A 22860-nucleotide genomic window follows, 5' to 3' on the forward strand; every position below is an offset into this window, starting at 1 on the left:
TGTTTTATTTGATTTACTTATATGGTCATTATATCTGAAACCCTTATGAGTTCCTTATCTATCTTGGTATGCCCCTTAATCGCTTCGCTAACAGGGGTTAGTATGATATCGTTATCCCGGATACCTGCCATAAAGCCAGTTTTTCCTTCTAACAAGGCCTCCACGGCCTTTACGCCCATCCTGCTTGCCAGGACCCGGTCAAAACAGGTTGGAGCACCGCCGCGCTGCATGTGGCCAAGAACACAAACCCTTACGTCGTAAACAGGCAGGTGCTGTTCCACATACTCCTTTAATTCATAAACATTTTTCCCCGTGGTACGGTCTCCTTCCGCAACCACAACAATACTTGAAGATTTACCTCTTGCCTTACTTCGCTTAAGAGAATCTAAAAGTCGGTCTAACCCCAGATCTTCCTCAGGGATCAGGATTTCCTCTGCTCCGGCACCCACACCGGCATTCAGTGCAATATGCCCAACATCCCTGCCCATCACTTCCACAAAAAAGAGTCTGTGGTGAGAACTGGCTGTATCCCGGATTTTATCGATGGCCTCAACAACTGTATTCAATGCGGTATCAAAGCCCAGTGTGTAACGGGTGCCAAAAATATCGTTATCAATAGTTCCGGGAATACCTATGTAGGGTATGTTATGTTCTGCATGGAAGATTTCCGCTCCGGATAAGCTACCGTCACCCCCTATTACCACCAGGGCATCTACTCCTGCAGATTGCAGTTGGTCAAAAGCTTTCTGCCTGCCTTCAGGGGTCCTGAATTCCGGGCATCTCGCTGATTTCAGGAAAGTTCCTCCTTTGTTGATGATATTGTTGACGCTCCGGGCATTGAGCGGGATAAAATCTCCGTCAATCATTCCTTCATATCCGCGGTATATACCCAAACAATCTATTTCCATGTAGGCACAGGTACGCACCACGGCTCTAATGGCTGCGTTCATCCCGGGGGAATCCCCTCCCGAAGTGAAAACGCCTATCTTTTTTATACTTGAACTCATGAGTAAAATTAGAAGAGCAAATCTAGGAAACTTAAGGCAAAAAACGAATTGGAAACCCTTTTATTTAAGCCCTTTCGCCTTCGAAATCGATTTCGCTGCCGCTTCCTTTTCCGGGTCTTTGAAATCGGCCGGTGAATCTGCCTGTTCAAACCATATTTTACAAAGCTAACCCTAAGGCCTGCACTTCATTTTTCTGATCATCAATCATTAGTCATAATAAACAGCGGGAGCATCTCGAAATTCTTGTAGTATGGATGCAGTTTCTCTTTGTTATAGTATTTGTCTACGTTGACAAATTTCTTGGTATCCGTAACCACCTCAATGGGAACGTGATCATAACGACCATTCTTCAGAACAACCATCCGTCCGTCAATGCCATTCAGGATCAGATCCAGGGCCAGGTTTCCATAGGCGGTAGGCACAACGGAATCTATAAAATCCGGGTCGCCACACCTGACCAGGTAGCCCAGCTTTTGATTGATCACATTAACCCGGTTGCCGTGATTGTATTTTGCAGAAACGTTCTTTAAGGCGGCAGATACCTCGTCCCCTATCCCACCAAGCTTGGCGTGACCGAAGGCATCTTTCTCCGCCCCTTCAAACATCATTTCCCCACCTTCAAAAGTGGCTCCCTCGGACACCAGCACAATGGAGTATTTGCTGGGGTTCAGGTTTCGGTCTTCGGTTAGTAATTCTGCCAGCAATTCGATATTGAAGGGAACTTCAGGGATTACACAACGATGTGCAGCTCCGGCCAGGGTTGGCAACATGGCTGTAAAACCAGCATAGCGCCCAAAAACTTCAAGCACCAGGAATCGTTCATGTGATCCCGCTGCCGTACGCAAACTGTTGGTAAGGCTTATTGTTCGTGTAACGCATGTACTGAAGCCTATACAGTAATCCGTACCGGGAACATCATTGTCCATCGTTTTGGGAATAGCCATCACTTTTAGGCCGTTCTTAAACAGGTGTACCCCGTAACTTAGCGTATCATCTCCTCCAATTGGAATCAGGTAATCCACACCAAGCCACTCCAGGTTCTTCATCACTTCCTTGGTAAGATCATTGACGTCCTTGTTATAGGTGTTCCTCAGATGTTCAGGAATGCGGTCTTTGGCCACATGACTGGGCCTGGTCCGAGAGGTGTGCAGAAAAGTTCCACCCGTCCGCGCAGCCTTGTTGACCACAGCCTGGGAGAGTTCCATGAAATTGCTGCTGTTATCGTATTTCTTGTCGCGCACTATATCAATAAGGCCAGCCCATCCTCTCCGGAAGCCTATTACACGGTATCCTTCCCGTATTGCACGAAAGGTAACAGCACGTATCGCCGGATTTAGACCGGGTACATCACCGCCCCCTGTTAAAATACCTATTGTTCCTTTGATTTTGTTTACGTTAGCCATAGTCAGATTGTTTTAGTGACACAAAAAAACCTTGCCGAACAAGGTATGTTAATGTATGAAATAATCGCGAAAAAACCAGCCGATTTCAATAAAAAAAAGCGGTGGAACATGTAAAAAAAACGGGGATTTCCACGTATATTTATATGTTCATTGAAAACCGCAATATTATGTCCACCAACATTGAAAAAATCTTAGGAAACGACGCTGAATTTCTCCTTGGTCACAGTTGTAAAACCATCTCAAAAGATCAGTTGCACTTACCGGGACCAGACTTTGTAGATCGGGTGATGACACCGTCCGACCGGAATCCCGTTGTGATGCGAAATATGCAGACATTATTCAATTCCGGAAGGCTTGGGGGATCTGGCTATGTTTCCATTCTACCAGTTGATCAGGGCATCGAACATACTGCCGGGGCTTCTTTTGCTCCCAATCCCATTTATTTTGATCCTGAAAAGATCGTTGAACTCGCCATAGAAGGTGGTTGCAATGCCGTGGCATCCACTCTGGGTGTCCTGGGGTCCGTTTCCCGTAAATATGCGCATAAGATCCCTTTTCTGCTCAAGTTAAACCACAACGAGCTGCTCACTTACCCGAACAAGTTCGACCAGATCATGTTTGCCAGCATAGACCAGGCATTTGAAATGGGATGTATCGCTGTAGGGGCCACTATCTATTTTGGATCCCCGGAGAGCAACCGGCAGATACAGGAGATCACGGAAGCCTTCGAATACGCCCACGAACTGGGTATGGTTACCGTACTCTGGGCCTACCTGCGAAATTCAGGCTTCAAGAAAGACGGAAAGGATTATCACGTATCCGCCGATATTACCGGACAGGCCAACCATCTGGCTTCTACAATCCAGGCCGACATTGTTAAACAAAAACAGGCCGAAAACAATGGCGGTTTTACAGCCATCAATTTTGCCAAAACACATGACAAAGTATATTCTGAACTCTCTTCAGACCACCCCATAGACCTTACCCGTTATCAGGTAGTAAACTGTCTGATGGGCAGGGCAGGACTAATTAATTCAGGGGGAGCTTCAGGAGATAATGATCTGGCCCAGGCCATAAAAACAGCCGTTATTAATAAGCGTGCCGGGGGAATGGGATTGATTTCAGGAAGGAAAGCCTTCCAGAAACCCATGAAAGACGGTGTAGCCCTTCTAAACGCTATTCAGGACGTATACCTCGATGCTAACGTAACCATAGCATAGTTAATTTCAATTCTAAGGAAAAAGCCTCCGTTCGGGAGGCTTTTTTATTTGGATTTCGGAACGCGGTTCTTAGACACAAAGCGTATGAGACTGTCCTTACCCATGACCTGTTCCGGAACAACCTCGGGCTCCTTTTCTTCTTCAGGAGGCTTTTTGGAGCCAAAAACGCGTTTCATAAGCTCCTTGAAGCTATTGAAGTCGACCTCATAAGAAAGACCAACCCCCTGGGTATAACCCACCTGATCTGCCAGAAACTGGCGAATCTCATTCTCCCGGTTAAATATCTTGGCCCTGAGCGTACCTTCTTCATTGAGGAGTACCTGAACCTCCACATCCCCCGCCACTACGGTTTCACTGACACCGCCAACCGGAACCCCAAACCTTCCGTTGAGCAAAACCCGGTCACTGATCTGGGTGGAAACGGTTACCCCAAGCCGGTTTTCCGTCTGGATATTGTTGGGGTCCTGGTACCCCTGTTCATATGAAACCCCCAGGTTCAGCTTGTCATTGTCTCCTCCCAGTACCTGATTCAGGAGTCCCGAAGCAGTCTGTATCAGGTTTCCTGTAACCGCCTGACTATTAATACCGGTTCCTTCGTTGACAAAGGTACCCTGAGCCAGAAGGAAAAACGCATTCCGCTCTTCCACAGTGGGATCCTGAAGCCTGTATTCCAGTTCTGATTTTATTATAGAGCTTGTTCCGGGAAATTCAATATTAAAGGCTATGGTAGGACGTTCAAGTTCATCTGTCAGCTGGACCACTACATCCGTGGGGATGCGGCGGGTGTACCCCGCATTGTCAAGCAAGGGCGACGGGTTGGCGTTCAGGGAATATACGGCTTCCATATTCAACTGGGCTTCCAGGGGTTCTCCCTCCCAAACAATACTACCTCCCGGTTGAACGGTAAAAGTCTTGTCTATGACACCCCCAAACCTGTAATTGTACTCTCCTGTAACCACCACAAAGTCTCCAAACATATTGAACTTGCCATTGGTGTTAATTTCAATAAGCAGGAGGCCTTCCCCAGTTCCTTTCAGGGAACTGCCGGTTTTCTGGTCGATTACAATTTCCACCTCCGCGTCCGGGGTCACGTTCAGGTCAAAGCGCATCTCCAGTCCTTCGTAATCTCTTAGTGAACGCTCGTACTCCAGGGATTGTGACCTGTCTTTCTCAATGAAATTGATGAAGGTATAATCTCCAACAGAAGCCACATCGCTAATCGGGATCTTCAGGGAACTTCCCTTGGCAGTAGAGCCATCAAATGTAATAGTAAGTGCCTTTGTAGGCCCATAGATACGTCCCTGACCATTAACGAAGCCCGTACCGTAATACAAAACTTCTTCTTCAAACTCGGTATTCAGGATTAGAAAGCGCTCATTATTGGTGTTAATATCCAGGTCCAGGCGCCAATCCTGGAAAAAATCATGGGAAATAGTACCATCCAGGGTGGCCCGGGTATTCATGGCCACATCCCTGAGGTTCACATTTTGAAAATCAAAGGATTGTTTATCAAGTCGTATTGCCGCCCCATCGTCAAACTGATAATCTACCTGTAAATAGGGTATTGCAATGCCCGCATCATCCAGGGTTAACAGGCCATCCATATCCGGGTTGCGGATATCTCCCTTAACTTCAGTGGTTCCGCTTAGTTTACCTCTTATGTTTTCTATTATCCCTTCACCAAGCGGACTGAAAGGAGCAAGGTCAAAGTCGCTGAAAGACGCAACAAATTCTGCCCTCGGTACCGGATCTTCATTGATCACCTTTCCATCCAGTTTGAATTTTTCCATAACACCATCCGTGATCTGGCTGAAAACATCAAACTCGGACAGGTCCCTGTTTCCTACTATGCCCACATTCAGGAATCCCAGAGGCATACCGTTAATGCCAAAGTCAGTCACATCCAGATTACATATGGGGAGATAGACGTTGTCTTTCTGCAGTACATTCAACGTTCCGTTTACCTCACCGGAAAATTCAAGACTATCTACCGCCGGGGTTATCTTATTTAGTGAAACCAGTTTAAACTGCAGCTCCAGGTCCTTGTAAGTAGAGTCAGCCAACTGGCCACGCAGGCGAATCTGTTCCCTGTTGTTATTGTTCATTACCATTTCCTCTATGGTAATACTGTCAAGTGAGCTGTTAAAAATAACCTTGTTCTTGGCGTTGCCTTCCCGGTTGATCACCCAGGTGTTACCTTTAAAGCTGATGTCGGATTTTTTAAGTCCTATAACCGATTTTTGATCCTCATTAAAGGTGTGGTAGAAATTGAGGTTATAACTGTCGTTGTATTCGCTTCCCCCTTTAAACTCCGTGCGGAAAAACAAGGTATCATTAAGTGTGGTATTGATCAGGTTGAAATCCTTGAGGTTATAGTATACCGTTGAGATGTCGTCTACAGAAACAAAGGTGTTGAATAGGGGGTTCTTATTGTCAATGCGCACTTCTATATTTTCCAGCTCATTTCGGAAGGCTCCAATATTGGGTGAACGGAAGGTGAGTTTAAAATCCCCTTCATCGGCTACGATATCTCCCCGGATAAAGGTATTGGGACCAAATTGGATTTCAGGAAAAAACACCTCAACGATCTTGTTGTAGATCTTGAAATTAAAGGAAACTTCCTGGTTTGGTGCAATCTCATAGGGCTTGTAGTTGGTATAGATGCTACCGATGGAATTCTGAACCAGCCTGCCCAGCTCACGGGTCTTGAAATTGCCCCTCATATAACCCGTGATAATATCAGGTGAATTGATCTCAATAGTCCGCAATGTATCGGATTCAAAGCTGGAAAGTACCTGGAAATCCTCAAAGAAATAGGTGTCATTAGCATTCTGATAACTGGTACGTGTGAAATTGATCTCACCAGCAACGTCGTCCAGATTGCTCCCAACAACGTTCATGTTGACTATCCCCTTAAAGATGGAAACGCTGTCCTGGATAATGTTCATCTTCCTCAGATCTGCATAATCAACAGCAGCCGTGAAGTTAAACTGGTTCTGAGCACTGCTGAAATCTGCCAGACCCTTAAAGGTGAAGTCAACGTTGGGGTCGTTGCTCTCTACAAATCCGTCGAAAAGCTGGTCCTGCAAAAGACCTGAAACCTGAATATTATTGTAGTTGTAGTTATTGTAGTCAATACTGTAGACTTGTCCGTTAACCTCCGTATTCAGTGATTCCCTGGCAAACCCCTTTCCTTTCACATTAAAGTCCAGGGTGGTAAGTCCAAAGTTGGGACTTCCCACAAACTCCCCAAGATTGAAGTCGATCAGGGAAATAAAACCATTATACTCTGCATTCTCTATCTCATCGATTTCCGTAAGATCCAGATCGGCATAAACACTTCCCAGACCACTGTTCAGGTTCAGCTGGGCATTTACAGAATTGGAAGTAACTACACTATTTCCGCGTATGGTAAATCGACCCAAAACCTTGGTAGGTTCCGGTACGTTTTTCCCTAAAATATTTGGCATGAGCGCCCGTAGTTGGTAATAACTTGTGGTAATGTTGCGGATATTGGCATCCATACGGAAGGGCGCGCTGGAATCGAAGAGGTTATTAAAGGTGAAATTGCCCCGCACACCTGTGGCATCACTGCTCAGAAAAAGCCTGTTTACATTTAGCTCATTCAGGGTTCCATTTAAATTGGCTGCAAACTCAACGGATTTGCCTTTGCCGAACTGCGGATAGAGTTCATTGACCTCATCCAGGCTGATAACCGACTCAGAAAAGGCAGCTGTAATATTTACTTTATTCACAAAATCAGCCAGGTCTTCCCGCTTATAATCAAATACAAGGTCTCCCGACAACTCCGAACCCGGTGTTTTAAGGTTCAGACTGTCAAAGCGCATGCTTTCACGGGTATACCTAAAGTTGGTCGACAGTTTTTCAAGCTCAACCCCGAATCGGCTCTTAAAGGAAAGCTCCTGAATATCGGTAGATACATCCGGGCCTAGGATCAGAAAGTCCTCCGCGGCAATATTGAGTTCCCTGAAATCGAGAATGGAGCTATTTTCCCTGTTTTCGTCAATAAGCTGAAAACGGCTGTCAGTAATTTCCACATCGGAAGAAGAAAGCAGAAAAGGCGGTGTTCCCGGTGCACGGGGCTTGCCGTCATCCAGCTTTGCTACAAAAATATCAAGATTGCTCTCTTCCGCATCTCTGTAGGTATGGTGTTTGAAATTCAGACCCTTCATCTCAATATCGCCAAATTCAAGAGTACCATTGACAAGGTTGCGAATACTGAGTACAGAGGTAGTTAATTCCTCGATAAAGAAAAGCGTATCCTTTTGATAATCTTCTACATAGACATTATTAAGTGAAGTGTTCCAGCTAATTAGTGATACGCGAAGGCGTTCAATGTTGATATTGGTGCCAAAATCCTCGTTCAGTGTGTCTGTGGCGTATCGGGCGAGGCGGGTCTGCACTGCCGGGAGAGAAAAAATAAGCGTCCCTATCACACAGAGCAACAGTAGGGCCAAAAGCGTACGGACAAGTATTTTTCTCAGTTTCTTGATAGGTCTTTATGTTTTACCTTTGTACGACCAATTTTTGTTCCAAAAAGCGTGCAAAATAAAAAAGTTTACATCCTGGCTATTGAATCTTCCTGCGACGATACTTCGGCTGCCGTTTTGTGCAACGATGAAGTGCTGAGCAACGTTATTGCCACGCAGAAAATTCACGAGGAATACGGAGGGGTGATCCCGGAACTTGCTTCACGGGCACACCAGCAACATATCGTCCCCGTTGTACACCAGGCCCTGGCTAAAGCAAATATCGACAAAAAACAGCTATCTGCCATAGCATTTACAAGGGGACCGGGACTTCTTGGATCACTGCTTGTGGGAACTTCCTTTGCCAAGTCACTTTCACTTGCATTGGGGGTCCCCCTGATAGAGGTGAACCACATGGAAGCCCACATCCTTTCTCACTATATACGAGAAGAAGGGGTTAAAAAGCCTGAATTTCCTTTTCTGGCCATGACCATAAGCGGCGGACATACACAAATTGTGCTTGTAAAGGACTATTTTCAAATGGAAGTACTGGGAGAAACCCTGGATGATGCAGTTGGGGAAGCCTTTGATAAAAGTGCCAAACTCCTGGGGCTTACCTATCCGGGAGGGCCCCTCATTGACCGCTTTGGGCAAAAGGGCAATCCAAAAGCCTTTCCATTTCCGAAACCCCGGGTAGACGGGCTCAATTTCAGCTTCAGTGGCCTTAAGACCAGCATACTGTATTTTGTTCAAAGGGAAACAGCAAAAAATCCGGATTTCGTTCAGGAAAACCTGAATGATATTTGTGCTAGCATCCAGTTTACAATCACAGAAATCCTTATGGATAAACTGAAGAAGGCTGTAAAGCAAACGAAGATCAAACAGATCGCGATTGGCGGAGGGGTATCAGCCAATTCCGGAATTCGCAAGGCACTGGCCAGGGCAGAAGAAGTTATGGGATGGACAACCTTCATTCCCCAATTCGAGTATTGTACGGACAATGCTGCTATGATCGGCATTGTAGGGTATTACAAATTTCTTCAGGAAGATTTTACGGATCCCTCCGTTACCGCTCTTGCCCGCTATAAACTGGGTACTTCCTGAACCTGTCAAAACGAAATTTTCAGAGGAATTTTTACCAGCGAAATGCTTACCTTAGGGCATGGCCTACAATGAAACTCTTGCACAGCGGATCCGGGCATCACTGGGGATATTTCCTGATGAAATAATCACCAACATTGAGGAGAATAAAATGTTTGGCGGACTGGCTTTTCTCTATAAAGGCAAGATGACCGTGGGAATATTACAGGACGACCTGATGGTCAGGGTGAAAAGTGAATTCATGGAAGATACATTGAATACCAAAGATGTAAGGCCCATGGCCTTCACAGGCAAAGCCATGAAAGAATTTGTTTTTGTTGGCACTAAGGGCTATGAAACAGAACTGCAGCTGCAGCACTGGCTCGAGCACGGTTTGGCGCACGCACAGGAAAAATTAAACGAAGGATAACAATGCAACTCTTTTACAACCCTTCCTTAGATGGCAGTGTAACTCAATTTGTCTTTGACGAGGAAGAAAGCAGGCATATCGTTAAGGTATTGCGTAAAAAGCCAGGGGATCGGCTTCAGATCACCAATGGCAAAGGGTATCTGTTTACTGCAGAAATCCTTAGCGCTGATATGAAGCAATGCAGGGCAACCATAGTGGAGACCAAAAAAAAGCACCAGAAAATGCATCAGCTTCACATGGTAGTGGCGCCTACCAAAAGCATGGATCGCTTTGAATGGTTCCTCGAAAAGGTAACGGAAATTGGTGTAAATGAAATTACGCCTATTATTTGCGAACACTCGGAACGCAAGGTGCTGAAAATGCCGCGCCTTCAAAAAATTGTACAGGGAGCCATGAAGCAATCCCTGCGAACCTACCTTCCCAGGATCAATGAGCCAGTTCGCTTCGAAGATTTTATCAAAAAAGAACATCAGGGCCTTATGTTTATAGCCCATTGCTATGAAGAAGAAAAAATGGAACTGATCCGGCGCGTGGCTCCCGATAAAGACATCACAATACTCATCGGGCCAGAAGGTGATTTTTCAGAGCGCGAGGTTGATCTGGCTTACGCCAACGGCTTCTATCCGGTATCCCTTGGAGATGCCCGACTCAGAACCGAAACTGCAGCAATTGTAGCCTGCACCACAGTAGCCATTATAAATAGTCGCTAACCCTCCTATAATGCTTACCTTTGAAGCTATGGGCAAACTCGGTTTAAAGATACTTCTTACATCGCTTTTTGTTTTTGTTAGCAGCCAGAAAGGTCTGGCTCAGGAAATCGCCATTTTGAAATACGGCGGAGGGGGCGACTGGTATTCCAATCCCACGGCACTTCCTAACCTCATCGCTTTTTGCAACCAGAATATAGATACCGCTATTAAAGAAAAACCCCAAACGGTTGCTGCTGGCGACGAGGCCATTTTCCAGTATCCGTTCCTGCACATGACCGGACATGGCAATGTGTATTTTTCTGATGAAGAAGCAAATAACCTGCGCATGTACCTGATCTCAGGTGGATTTTTGCATATTGATGACAACTACGGGATGGAACCCTATTTAAGGGAAGCCCTGAAAAAAGTCTTTCCAAATACGGAATTGGAGGAGTTAGCAGGAAACCATCCAATTTTTGAGCAATCGTATTCCTTCCCGGATGGGCTCCCCAAGATACATGAGCACGATGGGAAACGGCCTCAGGCCCTTGGCATCTTTCACGAAGATCGCCTGGTCCTGCTTTTTACCCTGGAATCGGACCTGGGAGATGGATGGGAAGATGCAGAAGTACATAATGATCCCGAGGAAATGCGTACCAAAGCACTTCAAATGGGGGCCAACATTGTTCAATATGCTTTTAAAAACTAAATATGACCTCTAATGAAATTTCAAAAGGCATTCTAAGAGCCACTGGTATTCTTGCCGGTATTGTACTGCTGCTATATTTCCTCTATGAAATCCGATCTGTAATTGCCTATGTAGCCATTGCTGTAGTGGTTGCGCTGATCGGACGGCCGCTTACTCTGTTTTTAAGGAGGAGGTTGAAGTTTCCCAATACCCTGGCGGTTGTATTCACCATGCTGTTGATGGTAGGCGTATTAGCGGGCATTATTGCCCTGTTTGTTCCCCTGATCACGGAGCAAAGTCGGAATTTATCACTCCTGAATATTGAGGAGCTGGAGGATAGCCTTAACCGGTTATATCAGGAAGTAATCCTTTATTTAGGAGCTACCCCTGAAGACGTAAATCAGATTATACGGGAATCCCAATTGAGCAAAAACGTAATGGAGGGGCTGGACCTGGCATTTATCCCCAACATACTAAATTCGTTTTTAGGCATTTTAAGTTCGGTGAGTCTGGGTCTTTTTTCGGTACTTTTTATATCCTTTTTCTTTCTCAAGGACAGCAAACTTTTCCAGAGAGGATTGCTAGTATTTATTCCCCAGCGAAATGAAACTAAAACCGTTACTTCCATCGACAAGATCAATGGATTGCTCTCCCGTTATTTTATCGGTTTGCTGATTCAAATCCTTATCCTGTTCACCATTTACGTAATAGTTTTGCTACTGGTGGGTATAGAAAATGCCATAGTAATAGCCTTTCTCTGTGCACTTTTCAACATCATTCCCTACGTGGGTCCGATCATAGGAGGAGCACTCATGATTTTCCTCACCATGACCACTAATATTGACGCCGATTTCAGCACCGTTATTTTACCAAAAACGGGCTATGTTTTAATCGGAATTGTTGTTGGGCAACTGGTCGATAATTTCTTTTCCCAGCCCTTCATTTTTTCCAGCAGCGTCAAATCGCACCCCCTCGAAATCTTCCTGGTCATAATTGTAGCAGGACTGCTTTTCGGAGTTGTCGGAATGATCATTGCCGTACCCGGATACACCGCTATAAAGGTCATTTTAAAGGAATTTCTCTCCGAAAATGAGATGGTAAAGCGTCTTACCAAAAACTTATAGCAAAACTTTGAATAAAAATATTTTAAATACTGGTGTACAGGAATTTATATTAAAATATTTGAATGCTGACATCCTGTCAGTTATACTAAAAAAGAGCCCTTTTCCCAATGTGAGCTCCAGGGAACTGGCCCAGCAAATCACGGCACGCAAAAAGAGCGAAAAAAAACTCTCCTCCTGGTTCAATACTCCTGCCATTTATTATCCGGATCCCATCTCAGTTGAACAATCTTCCTCGGAAATTACAGCTGCTTACAAAGCCAGACTTGTGAACGGAAATACGCTCGCAGATCTTACTGGCGGCATGGGGGTGGACAGCTATTATTTTAGCAGGAAAATGAACCGCGTTTCTTACTGCGAAATCAACCCTGATCTGGCCGAAATAACCGCACATAATTTTAAAGTTTTGGGAGCTGACAATATTGAGGTATACCCACAGAGTGGCATCCGTTTTTTGGAAGAAAGTAAAATGGAGCTCAACTGGATCTACCTCGATCCGGCACGAAGGGACAAACAAAAAAAAAGGGTGTTTCGATTACAGGACTGCGAACCCGATTTAAGCAAACACCTTCCCCTCCTCCTGGAGCAGGCAGAAAAGGTTTTGCTGAAAACTGCACCCTTGCTTGATATTCAAGAAGGATTGAGGCTAATCAGTCATGTAAGGCAGATACATGTGGTAAGCGTAAGGAACGAAGTGAAGGAACTGCTTTGGGTACTGGATAAGAGATGGGAAAAGGAAGCAGAAATCGTAACCGCCAATATCAAAAAGGAGGAAGAGCAGGTTTTTACTTTCTTTGCCTCTCAGGAAAAGGAAGCCAGCAGCCAGTTTTCACATCCCCTGAAATTCCTTTATGAACCCAATGCTGCCATCCTGAAGGCCGGCGCCTTTAAACTGATTGGCGAACATTATGGGTTGTTGAAATTGCACCCAAACAGCCATTTGTATACCTCATCAGACCTCATCCAATTTCCGGGGAGGAGATTTCGTATCGAATCCGTTCATCATTATTCCAAAAAACTGCCGTTTAAAAAGGCCAATATCGCCACGCGTAACTTCCCAATTAAGGCAAATGAGCTAAGTAAAAAGCATAGAATAGCCTCCGGAGGAGTAGATTATTTGTTTTTTACTACAGACCCTGAAGGCAAACGCATTGTTCTGGCCTGCAAGAAGACATAAACCCCCGGGGAATTCCAAAGTCCTATTCACATGGCCAGCGAAAATCTGCCACCGGGTCACGGGAGGCAGCCCCGTAATTGTAGTGCCACCACTCTGTGCGAATAGAATTAAAACCATGCCTTTCCATCGTCTCTTTTAAGATCTTTCGGTTGGCAAGAACCTGTTCGGGGAGGTCAAAATTATCATAGTAGGCCCGCTTCCCGAAAAAATCAAAATCCGTACCCATATCCAATTGCCTTCCATCCAGGCTTACCAGGCTAATGTCCACTGCCCCACCCCGGTTATGTACGGATCCTTTGACAGGATTCGCTACGTATTGCGGATTGGGCACGATTTCCCACATTTTATATTGGACAGAATTGGGCCGATAACAATCGAAAAACAAAATCCGATACCCAATTTCCATTAGATCCTGGTTGGCCGCCATGAGTGCCTTTGCGGTTTTAACTCGGGTATAACATTCGGCGCAATCATAAACCTGGGCTTTTAGAAAGTTGTTGGTGGTTGCATACCGCATATCATAGGCAAAATCGGCACTGTAATCGGCAAGGCGGACAAAAGTGGTATCGGGCAGGGAGTTCAAATCAGGAAATTCTTTAATTAAATCTTCTTCACTCAAATTTGCACTATCCACAGATACCACTGGGATCTGAGGTTCTGCAGAATTAACCGATTTTCCCCTGTTTTCCTTACAAGCCAAAATCAGCAAGAGTAGTAAAACGCTAAAAAGTTTTTTGTTTGGGAACACCATAGCTTGTCAATTTCTCTCCATTTGAAAGATAAAAAATAAGGAAATGGAATAATAAAAAAATACCTAATTTACCCTTTGTGAAAGCTCGCGGATATATTCACTATTCTATACTGATATTGACATCTTTCGTCCACTTCTGTGCAGTGGGCCAGGACACCTGGATGCTCGGATTTGAAAAACCTGTTCAAAATCCCATTATGCAGGCCGATTCTAGTTTCACCTTTAAATGTCCCATCACCAACAAGCTGGTACGATGGCAAAAGGCCGACGTTTTTAATCCAGGTGCAATTGTGAGAAACGACACCGTGTTTCTTCTATTTCGGGCTGAGGATAACCCCAATGCGATCCTGGGTGGACGCACCTCGAGGATAGGCCTGGCCTACAGTATCAATGGAATCGACTTTGTGAAAGGTCCTGAACCCGTGCTCTTTCCGGATCAGGATGAATTCCGGAAGTGGGATTTTCCCGGAGGTGTGGAAGATCCCAGAATAGTAGAACTGGAAGACGGGACCTACATGATGCTGTATACAAGCTGGAACCAGGATGTAGCCCGTTTATCTTCCGCAACCTCTAGGGACTTAATAAACTGGAAAAAACATGGGCCTGTATTCAGAGAGGCACATAAAGGCAGGTTCCTGAATACCTGGAGTAAATCCGGATCGGTCGTGACAGAGTTAAAAAACGGACGGCTCTTAGCAAAAAAATTCAATGGTAACTACCTGATGTACTGGGGCGAACTATTTGTCAACCTGGCTATCTCGCCTGACGGAATTTCCTGGATACCTCTGCTGGATGAAAAAGGAGATTTATTGAAAGTATTTCAGCCCACCCTCAACGATTTTGATAGTCACCTAACCGAGCCGGGGCCACCGGCCCTTTACACGGAAGATGGCATACTCCTGTTGTACAACGGCAAAAACCTCAACGGAGAAGGAGCCAGTGACAAAGTCCCGGAAGGCACTTACTGCGGAGGACAGGTCCTATTCAATAAGGAAAATCCAACACAGGTACTCGCTCGATTGGAAGAACCCTTTATATGTCCGGACCTTCCCCATGAAATAACCGGGCAATACCAGGCTGGAACCACTTTTATTCAGGGACTGGTTTATTTTAAAGATAAATGGTACCTATATTACGGTACAGCAGATTCTATGGTTGGCCTGGCCATCAAAGAATAGGCAATCCAGTCGGATCCCCACCACTACTTAGGTCAGGTTAATAGGTTTCCATCTTCATCCCATTCGGCAATGATACCGCGTTTACTCTGGTCAATGCATTTGGCTAGCCATTCCTCATCATAGGATACACCATGCTGATCCAGAACCTCCTGCGGCACCCCGTCCCAGATATTAGGCATATTGCCTTTATATCCCAGCTCTTCTATCCCCACCTTCGAGGTGTAATAACCGGTAAGGGTCAGGTTGCGCATAAGGGAAAAAAACTGAATCTCCATTGGTTGTTTCTGAATGGGTGTGTACGGGTCATAGAATGCAATGCCATCCAGAATCTCTTTTTGTTGATCTTCGGCTGCTGATTTGAATTCCAACTCGTATTCCGTATTGGATTTATGATCCAGCCACATCAGGCCTCCGCGGAGAAGCGTTTGCACTTCAGGAATATCCTTGGCCATAAACTCTATGAATTCCGGAACTTCGGCCTCAACAATTCCACCGTAGGGCTCCAGTGGAGGCAATATCAGGTTGCAGAGAACAGTAACGGTAGCCAGTTCATGCTCGTTTAAGAATTGTTCCGCGTTGAGCTTCTCGATTAATTCTTTTTCCCTGGGTGTGCGACCAAAATGGTTCTCCCCGGTAGTGGACACCGTCTCCTCAGGGGCAGGGGCGCACCCATGCACTACAAGGCTTCCCGCCAGGGAGCCCAGGATGATGGATTTTAAACTCTCTCTCCTATCCATAATCAGATATTTTGTTGTTTGAGTTGATCTACTATGTATTCAGAAGCACGCCATGAAAGCGCCATTATGGTCCAGGTACAATTCTTGTCGGCCTGGGAAACAAAAGGCCCTGCATCCGTGATGAAGACGTTGTCCACATCGTGCAGTTGCTGAAAGCGGTTAACTACAGATTTTTTAGGGTCATCCCCCATGCGGGTTGTACCAACCTCATGGATGATCTGTCCGGGTGTTAGTAAGCCGTAATCCTGGTCCTCTCCGGGTGTCTCTCCCAGCACTTCACCACCCATATTATGGATGAGTTCCTCAAAGGTTTGCTGCATATGCCGGGCCTGCTTGCGCTCATAGTCGGACCATTTGTAATGGAAGCGCAAAACAGGGATCCCAAATTCATCCACCGTGGTGGGGTCTATTTCACAGTAATTATCCTCCCGGGCAATGGCTTCGCCGCGACCTCCAAAACCAATGACCGAACCGTAGTATTTTTTTACATCTTCCCTCAGGCTGTTTCCATAGCCACCCGTCGGTAGTCCGAAGAATTTGTTGAAATCATTGGGGTTAAATCCAAATCCGTAATTGGGCATCCCCATACCTCCCCACACTTCAATATGATAACCCCTGGGGAAATCCAGGTTTTTGTTATCCAGCCACCAGGGAGAATACACATGCATCCCTCCTACCCCATCTTCGTTGTACATTTTCCGGTTCATCAGGTCCGGGATAAATCCGGCCCTACTGCTTCCGGTAGAATCGTGCAGGTATTTACCCACCAGATTGCTGCTATTGCCCAGGCCATTGGGGTGCTGTTTGCTTTTTGAGTTTAACAGGATTCGCGCCGAACTGCAGGCCGAAGCTGCGAGTATCACCACTTTTGCCTTCAATTTATATTCCTTGCGGTCTTCCCTGTTTATATAAGAAACACCGGTAGCTTTTCCTTCTTCATCGGTAGTTACCTCTCGCACCATACTGTTAACATACAGGTCTACCTGTCCGCCATTTTTCTGGGCGGGGAAAATCAGGCAGGAACCCGAGGAGAAATCCGCATAAACCGAGCATGCCCGGGAACATTGCCCACAGTAGAAGCAAACCCCCCGGTCTTCATTGATCTTTTTGGTAAGCATGGACATCCGTGAAGGATATACCGGTATTCCCGTTTTACGCGCACCTTTTATATAGAACAATTCGTGCAACCTGGGTTTGGGAGGCGGGAGAAAAAATCCATCAGGATCGTTAGGAAGGCCTTCATTGGTACCGAAGATCCCAACCAGTTTATCCAGCTTGTCGTAATAAGGTTTAACATCCTCATAGCCAATGGGCCAGTTTTCACCTAAACCATCCACATCCCTGTGCTTAAAATCCTTGGGGCCAAAACGCAGGGAGATGCGCCCCCAGTGGTTGGTTCGCCCGCCCAGCATTTGCGAACGGAACCAGTCGAATTTGGTTCCATCCTTATGTGTATAAGGTTGTCCCTCTATCTCCCAGCCCCCGTAAGCCATATCAAATTCACCAAAGACCCGGGTAGTGCCCGCACCCCTGCGGGGCGATTCATAGGGCCATTTGAGCTGGGTCTGTTGTTCGGGGTTCTTCGGGTCAAAATAAGGTCCGGCTTCCACAACAGCCACTTTGAGGCCCGCATCAGCTAAAATTTTGGTAGACATACCACCCCCGGCTCCTGACCCCACGATTATGGCGTCATAAGTTTTGGTAGATTCTTTGATTTGCATGGATAATGGTGTTGGAATATGCTTAGAATTACCTAATTAACGCATTGGCAATAACACCTCCAAATTTTTAACAATCATGAACAATTTCTTGATTTTTTTTTTTGACAATGCATTGTCTTTGCGGCAATTTTATTATTATTACCAAAATTTTTTGAATTCTTTAACAATTAGATCGCAAACGTTTTCGTGCTTTCAGGATTGTAACAGAATGAAAATGAACCGTTTAACTAACTATTAACAAACTTTATCATTATGACACTATTGAACGAAGGTCATTTGTTAAGGTTAGGAAGTCTGAAAAAAAGACATGCTTTACAGCGACTTCTTACCTTTTCGTTGCTTTTTGTATGGGTCGGGTTTGGCGTGTGCGCTGCAACTCCCAGCCTGGAAGACAGTTTGGATCCCGTTACCGTACTGCAAAGTACAGTGACCGGTACTGTAACCGATAATACCGGTGCACCCCTGCCAGGTGCTTCCATTGTGCAGAAGGGTACAACTAATGGAACCCAGACAGATTTTGATGGAAACTATTCTATTGATGTTCCTGGCGATGCTATCCTGGTGGTTAGCTACATTGGTTTTGGTACTCAGGAAATCGCTGTTGGCGGAAGGACATCCATTAATGTTCAACTGGAGGAAGCAGCAAGTGCCCTTTCCGAAGTTGTGGTTTTGGGTTATGCTACCCAGACAAGAGGTGACGTAACAGGTTCTGTTGCTTCGGTAGACATTGCAGAAGCTACCAAGGCGCCCCTGGTTAACGCCGCTGAAGCGCTGGAAGGACGTGTTACCGGGGTTACCGTAACCAACGCAGGTACTCCTGGTGGAACGCCTAAAATTGTAATTCGTGGTTTTGGTACCAGTAACAACACAAACCCTTTGTACATTATAGATGGTGTTCAGACAGATAACGGGAATATCCTTAACAGTATTAACCCAGGAGACATTGAACAAATCAACGTACTGAAAGATGGTGCGGCCGCTATATATGGTGCAAGGGCATCCAACGGGGTTGTTATTATTACCACAAAAAGCGGTAGCTACGGTCAGACAGAACCATCCGTTAGTCTTAATATGTACGCCGGTGTATCCAGGGCCACAAACCTGCCGGACATGTTAAATGCACAGCAACATGGTGAATACGTCTTCCAGGCCCTGCGTAATGATGGTGCCACGGTGTCCCATCCGCAATATGGAAGCGGAGCTAATCCTGTAGTACCAACTACGCTGCAGGGATTTACCAGAATAGAAGCTCCTGGCTCATCTGTTAGGGTACCTCGTTCAGCTACAGTGCAACAGCCAAACGGAACAAACTGGTTTGAAGAAATCACCAGGGATGCACCAACGCAAAACATTGATCTTTCGGTTACGAATGGTACTGAAACTGGACGATACTTCTTATCAGCAAACTACCTGAACCGTCAGGGTGTTCTGGAGTTTACCGGATTTAAGCAGGGGACTACCCGATTAAATTCAGAATTCAAGATTGGTGATAGAATTACTATTGGGGAACACCTCAATGCTTCTTTCTCCAACCAGAATGAAGGAACGACTGAAGCCATCAACATGGCCTACCGATCTTCCCCCCTGATCCCTGTTTTTGATGACGAAGGGGATTTTGCCGGTACAGGACCTGCATCTACTGGTTTGAGTAATGTTCGAAACGCTTACGCATTGTTAGCAAGAGGAGCAGATAATTATAATAAGATCTTCCGTGTTTTCGGGGACTTATACCTGCGTGCTGAATTGTACGAGGGACTTAGCTTTAAGACTACTATCTCAGGAAATATTGAAAACTTCCACCAAAGAAGGTTCCAGAAATTAGATCCTGAATTCAGTGAGCCATTGAGCACAAACACCTTGTTTGAGCAGGATATCAACAACTGGACCTGGACCTGGAACAATGTATTGAATTACAGCAACGTTTTTGGAGACCACACCATTAACGCCCTGGTGGGTATTGAAGCTGTGGAAGAAAGCAGCAAGGGGAAAGAGATATTCAGGAGTGGTTTCTTATTTGAAACCCCGGATTTCTACCTGTTGAGTAATGGTGCTACTAATCCTGTTGTTGGTTTCGCTTACGACGGCGGAAATACCTTGTTCTCCATATTTGGGACAGCGAACTACAACTATAAGGGTAAATATTTTGCCACAGTAACCCTAAGGAACGATAAATCATCAAGGTTCCTGGGAGACAACCAAAGCCAGACCTTCCCATCATTCAGTGCAGGCTGGTTGATGAGTGACGAGGATTTCTTCCCTGCAGACAGTTTTATCAGTCGTTTGAAGCTTAAGGCTTCCTACGGGGAACTGGGTAACCAGACCTTGCCTGCGTCTAACCCAACCCTCAATATCTCCACCCTGAGTGAATCTTTGGGTAATTATGCTATCGGAGGAGGTTCTGTCGCTACAGGTGCCATCCTGAGCCAGGTTGGGAATCCTAACCTGAAGTGGGAAACCTCTGTAAGTACCAACTTCGGATTTGAAATGGGGATGTTCAATAACGACCTTACCGTTTCCTTCGAATACTTCGATATTGATACGAAAGACCTGATTACACGAGATTTCAGCCTGATCAGTAGTACAGCTATTGATGCTCAGGCACCACTTGTAAACCTTGGGGACATCCAGAATACCGGTTTTGATTTAGCTATCGGCTACAGCCACGAAACGGATTACGGTCTTAATTACTCCATTAATGCAAACATTTCGCATTACAAGAATGAAGTAAAAACCCTGGGTAGTGCCTTTCAGGCTGGTAGAACAGACTTAAGAATGGGAGCAGTGACCCGTACGGAAGTAGGTCGTTCTATTTCTGAATTCTTTGGTCGCCAGGTAACCGGTTTTGACAGTAATGGTCGTTTTACCTATGCCGATGTCAATGATGATGGAATTGTCAACGACGATGACCGTACCTATATTGGTTCTCCTCACCCGGATTTCACCTATGGTGTTAATTTGGCTGCAAGCTATAAAGGCTTTGACTTATCTGCCTTCTTCTCCGGTTCACAGGGTAACGATGCATTCAACTACCAGAAGATCTTTACAGACTTCCCTACCTTCTTTGGATCTAACCAGAGTACAAGGGTGCTGGATGCCTGGACGCCTGAAAACACCAATGCAACGGTACCGGCATTGTCTCAGACTGTAACCAATGCAGAGACAGGTTCAAACTCTTATTATGTAGAAGACGCATCCTTTTTAAGACTGAAGAATCTACAGATAGGATATACATTTAATGATGACATTGCCAGTAAAGTAGGCCTGGATATGTTGAGGGTATATGTACAGGGTACTAACCTGTTTACCATCACCGATTATAACGGTTTGGATCCGGAAGTAATTTCCTTTGATAACTTATCTTTGGGTATCGATGGTCCTAATCCGGTTTTCCCAGTGGCACAGATACTTTCAGTAGGTATTAACACAAAATTCTAAAAAAATGAAAAAGAGATTATTTATTTATTTAACCTTATTCGCTGTAATTTTTGCATGTAGCGATGACTTTACCGATGTACCTGCCATCGGGGCATTGAGTGATCAAACACTTCAGAACGAGCAGGGTGTAGATTTGCTCCTCATAGGGGCCTATTCAACACTTGACGGTAGAAATCAGAACACCACAGATGATTGGTTTGGAACTGGTGACAACTGGTGGTTCGATGCGCTTACCGATGATGCTCACAAAGGAAGTACAGACGGTGACCAGCCCGATTTATTTTTATTAGAAACTTATGAGATTACTTCTGCTAATCTCTACCCCTTAGGGATGTGGTATGCCAGGTTTGCTGGGGTAAACCGCGCTAATGCCGTTATAGATCTTTTAGATAAACTTGTAGAAGGAGGAGGTGATGACCTACCCGCCAAAAGGGCCGAGGCACGTTTTCTCAGGGGGCATTTCAATTTTGAACTACAGAGGATGTTTGGCAATGTACCCTATATTTCTGAACAAAACTTCAGGGATTTAGATTTTAACCAGCCCAATCCAGGCCCAATCTGGGATAAAATTGAGGAAGATTTCCAGTATGCTGTTGATAACCTGCCCGATTCCCAGGCCGATGTAGGTCGTCCTAATTCATACACCGCCAAAGCATATCTCGCCAAGACCATTTTGTACCAGGGCGATCATGCCAGAGCCTTGCCAATTTTCACAGATGTGATCAACAATGGACCTTATGACCTGATATCAGAATTTGCTGATAATTTCCGCCTCGCGGGTGATAATAGTCAAGAATCTTTATTTTCGATACAGTTTCTGGCAGAATCCGGGATTTCCTATAATGGTAACCTAGGGGGCACTTTGAATTTCCCTAACGCTCTGGGCTTTTGCTGTGGATTCTATCAGCCTACCCAGGACCTGGTAAATACCTTTCAGACCAGCGGTGGGTTACCACTGTTGGATACCTATAATGATACGGATGTAACCAACGATCAAACTCTATTAAGTACTGATCCATTTACACCTCATACCGGTCCACTGGATCCCAGGCTGGATTATACAGTTGGAAGAAGGGGAATAGACTATAACGGCTACGGTATTATGCCAGGACAGGATTGGATACGTGCCACAGACGCTGATATTTCCGGTCCTTATCTGCCTAAGAAAAATATATACCAGGCAGGTGAAACAGCCAACGTTGGTGGAGGTGTCTGGGGGCAGCAAGCTGCCGGTATCAACTACCACGTTATACGATTTGCCGATGTGCTGTTAATGGCCGCTGAATGTGAGGTAGAAGTTGGATCATTGGAGATCGCTCGTGGTTATGTAAACCGGGTGCGTGCACGGGCTGCAGGTTCTACCACGATAGAGGGTGCCGATGCGACCTATGAAATTGCAGAGTATCCTGGTCCCTGGACAGTTCAGGCCGATGCAAGAGAAGCTGTACGATTTGAGCGCAGGCTGGAACTTTCTATGGAAGGACACCGTTACTTTGACCTCGTCAGATGGAGTGGTAGGTGGAGTGGAAGCCCGAATAATTATGCTATTGATGTCATCACTGAGTATGTAGCCAACGAGACCAGGACCATTGATAATTTTGCACCAAAAGTGGGTACCTTATCTACCAATAATTATGTAATGCCTATTCCAATTAATGCGATTGACTTGAGTGGTAATATCTTAGATCAAAATACGGGTTATTAAACGGAATCCACTGAATAATTATAAGGGG

Annotated in this window: 16 protein-coding genes; 10 read left to right on the forward strand and 6 right to left on the reverse strand. The window is 45.4% G+C overall.

The window, feature by feature from the left end; all coding sequences use genetic code 11:
- Nucleotides 1-17: 17 nt before the first annotated feature.
- Nucleotides 18-1007, reverse strand: a complete 990-nt coding sequence (gene pfkA, locus OO016_RS09780) for a 6-phosphofructokinase (protein WP_266013098.1) — start codon at nucleotides 1005-1007, stop codon at nucleotides 18-20.
- Nucleotides 1008-1207: 200 nt separating this feature from the next.
- On the reverse strand, nucleotides 1208-2410 hold the full coding sequence (locus tag OO016_RS09785) for a 6-phosphofructokinase (protein WP_266013100.1): 1203 nt from the start codon (nucleotides 2408-2410) through the stop codon (nucleotides 1208-1210).
- A gap of 167 nt (nucleotides 2411-2577) precedes the next feature.
- Between OO016_RS09785 and OO016_RS09790 the strand changes: the two genes are divergently transcribed.
- Nucleotides 2578-3630: a class I fructose-bisphosphate aldolase gene (locus tag OO016_RS09790; RefSeq protein WP_266013102.1), complete on the forward strand. Its 1053-nt coding sequence runs from the start codon at nucleotides 2578-2580 to the stop codon at nucleotides 3628-3630.
- A 44-nt stretch (nucleotides 3631-3674) separates the two neighbouring features.
- Here the strand turns inward: OO016_RS09790 and OO016_RS09795 are convergent, their stop codons facing one another.
- The gene (locus OO016_RS09795; RefSeq protein WP_266013104.1) at nucleotides 3675-8054 is read right to left on the reverse strand and encodes a translocation/assembly module TamB domain-containing protein; all 4380 of its coding nucleotides are present in this window, start codon (nucleotides 8052-8054) and stop codon (nucleotides 3675-3677) included.
- A 138-nt stretch (nucleotides 8055-8192) separates the two neighbouring features.
- Between OO016_RS09795 and tsaD the strand changes: the two genes are divergently transcribed.
- The 6 genes from tsaD to OO016_RS09825 are packed head-to-tail and all read left to right on the forward strand — an operon-like array spanning nucleotide 8193 to nucleotide 13305.
- A complete protein-coding gene (gene tsaD, locus OO016_RS09800; RefSeq protein ID WP_266013106.1) occupies nucleotides 8193-9224 on the forward strand; it encodes a tRNA (adenosine(37)-N6)-threonylcarbamoyltransferase complex transferase subunit TsaD in 1032 nt (343 codons plus the stop codon).
- Between the two features lie 58 nt (nucleotides 9225-9282).
- A complete protein-coding gene (locus tag OO016_RS09805; protein WP_266013108.1) occupies nucleotides 9283-9630 on the forward strand; it encodes a TfoX/Sxy family protein in 348 nt (115 codons plus the stop codon).
- A 2-nt stretch (nucleotides 9631-9632) separates the two neighbouring features.
- A complete protein-coding gene (locus OO016_RS09810; RefSeq protein WP_266013110.1) occupies nucleotides 9633-10340 on the forward strand; it encodes a 16S rRNA (uracil(1498)-N(3))-methyltransferase in 708 nt (235 codons plus the stop codon).
- 10 nt (nucleotides 10341-10350) lie between these two features.
- Complete coding sequence (locus OO016_RS09815) at nucleotides 10351-11028, forward strand: DUF4159 domain-containing protein (protein ID WP_266013112.1); 678 nt, start codon at nucleotides 10351-10353, stop codon at nucleotides 11026-11028.
- Nucleotides 11029-11030: 2 nt separating this feature from the next.
- Nucleotides 11031-12131 carry an AI-2E family transporter gene (locus OO016_RS09820; RefSeq protein ID WP_266013114.1) on the forward strand — a complete coding sequence of 367 codons (1101 nt, stop codon included), beginning with the start codon at nucleotides 11031-11033 and terminating at the stop codon, nucleotides 12129-12131.
- A gap of 58 nt (nucleotides 12132-12189) precedes the next feature.
- Complete coding sequence (locus OO016_RS09825) at nucleotides 12190-13305, forward strand: THUMP-like domain-containing protein (protein ID WP_266013116.1); 1116 nt, start codon at nucleotides 12190-12192, stop codon at nucleotides 13303-13305.
- A gap of 22 nt (nucleotides 13306-13327) precedes the next feature.
- Here OO016_RS09825 and OO016_RS09830 read toward each other — a convergent pair whose 3' ends face one another.
- Complete coding sequence (locus tag OO016_RS09830; RefSeq protein WP_266013118.1) at nucleotides 13328-14056, reverse strand: M15 family metallopeptidase; 729 nt, start codon at nucleotides 14054-14056, stop codon at nucleotides 13328-13330.
- A gap of 116 nt (nucleotides 14057-14172) precedes the next feature.
- Between OO016_RS09830 and OO016_RS09835 the strand changes: the two genes are divergently transcribed.
- Nucleotides 14173-15234: a glycoside hydrolase family 130 protein gene (locus OO016_RS09835; RefSeq protein WP_266013120.1), complete on the forward strand. Its 1062-nt coding sequence runs from the start codon at nucleotides 14173-14175 to the stop codon at nucleotides 15232-15234.
- Between the two features lie 32 nt (nucleotides 15235-15266).
- Here the strand turns inward: OO016_RS09835 and OO016_RS09840 are convergent, their stop codons facing one another.
- Together OO016_RS09840 and OO016_RS09845 are read right to left on the reverse strand one after the other, a co-directional pair.
- Nucleotides 15267-15971 carry a gluconate 2-dehydrogenase subunit 3 family protein gene (locus tag OO016_RS09840; protein ID WP_266013121.1) on the reverse strand — a complete coding sequence of 235 codons (705 nt, stop codon included), beginning with the start codon at nucleotides 15969-15971 and terminating at the stop codon, nucleotides 15267-15269.
- Between the two features lie 2 nt (nucleotides 15972-15973).
- On the reverse strand, nucleotides 15974-17692 hold the full coding sequence (locus OO016_RS09845) for a GMC family oxidoreductase (protein ID WP_266013123.1): 1719 nt from the start codon (nucleotides 17690-17692) through the stop codon (nucleotides 15974-15976).
- 252 nt (nucleotides 17693-17944) lie between these two features.
- On the opposite strand from OO016_RS09845, the gene OO016_RS09850 reads away from it, so the two are divergent.
- Both OO016_RS09850 and OO016_RS09855 read left to right on the forward strand, forming a co-directional pair.
- Nucleotides 17945-21127 (forward strand): SusC/RagA family TonB-linked outer membrane protein, encoded by a 3183-nt coding sequence (locus OO016_RS09850; RefSeq protein ID WP_266013124.1) that lies wholly within the window; start codon nucleotides 17945-17947, stop codon nucleotides 21125-21127.
- 4 nt (nucleotides 21128-21131) lie between these two features.
- Nucleotides 21132-22832: a RagB/SusD family nutrient uptake outer membrane protein gene (locus tag OO016_RS09855; protein WP_266013126.1), complete on the forward strand. Its 1701-nt coding sequence runs from the start codon at nucleotides 21132-21134 to the stop codon at nucleotides 22830-22832.
- Nucleotides 22833-22860: the final 28 nt, after the last annotated feature.

It is taken from the genome of Lentiprolixibacter aurantiacus (assembly GCF_026241225.1).
Lineage (GTDB): Bacteria > Bacteroidota > Bacteroidia > Flavobacteriales > Flavobacteriaceae > Lentiprolixibacter > Lentiprolixibacter aurantiacus.

Excerpts from the sequence above, each read along its gene's own strand:
- pfkA (WP_266013098.1), bottom strand. The coding sequence starts at position 1,007 with ATGAGTTCAAGTATAAAAAAGATAGGCGTTTTCACTTCGGGAGGGGAT.
- OO016_RS09845 (WP_266013123.1), bottom strand. The coding sequence starts at position 17,692 with ATGCAAATCAAAGAATCTACCAAAACTTATGACGCCATAATCGTGGGG.
- OO016_RS09790 (WP_266013102.1), top strand. The coding sequence starts at position 2,578 with ATGTCCACCAACATTGAAAAAATCTTAGGAAACGACGCTGAATTTCTC.
- OO016_RS09840 (WP_266013121.1), bottom strand. The coding sequence starts at position 15,971 with ATGGATAGGAGAGAGAGTTTAAAATCCATCATCCTGGGCTCCCTGGCG.
- OO016_RS09805 (WP_266013108.1), top strand. The coding sequence starts at position 9,283 with ATGGCCTACAATGAAACTCTTGCACAGCGGATCCGGGCATCACTGGGG.
- OO016_RS09830 (WP_266013118.1), bottom strand. The coding sequence starts at position 14,056 with ATGGTGTTCCCAAACAAAAAACTTTTTAGCGTTTTACTACTCTTGCTG.
- OO016_RS09855 (WP_266013126.1), top strand. The coding sequence starts at position 21,132 with ATGAAAAAGAGATTATTTATTTATTTAACCTTATTCGCTGTAATTTTT.
- OO016_RS09815 (WP_266013112.1), top strand. The coding sequence starts at position 10,351 with ATGCTTACCTTTGAAGCTATGGGCAAACTCGGTTTAAAGATACTTCTT.
- OO016_RS09820 (WP_266013114.1), top strand. The coding sequence starts at position 11,031 with ATGACCTCTAATGAAATTTCAAAAGGCATTCTAAGAGCCACTGGTATT.
- OO016_RS09810 (WP_266013110.1), top strand. The coding sequence starts at position 9,633 with ATGCAACTCTTTTACAACCCTTCCTTAGATGGCAGTGTAACTCAATTT.
- OO016_RS09850 (WP_266013124.1), top strand. The coding sequence starts at position 17,945 with ATGACACTATTGAACGAAGGTCATTTGTTAAGGTTAGGAAGTCTGAAA.
- OO016_RS09785 (WP_266013100.1), bottom strand. The coding sequence starts at position 2,410 with ATGGCTAACGTAAACAAAATCAAAGGAACAATAGGTATTTTAACAGGG.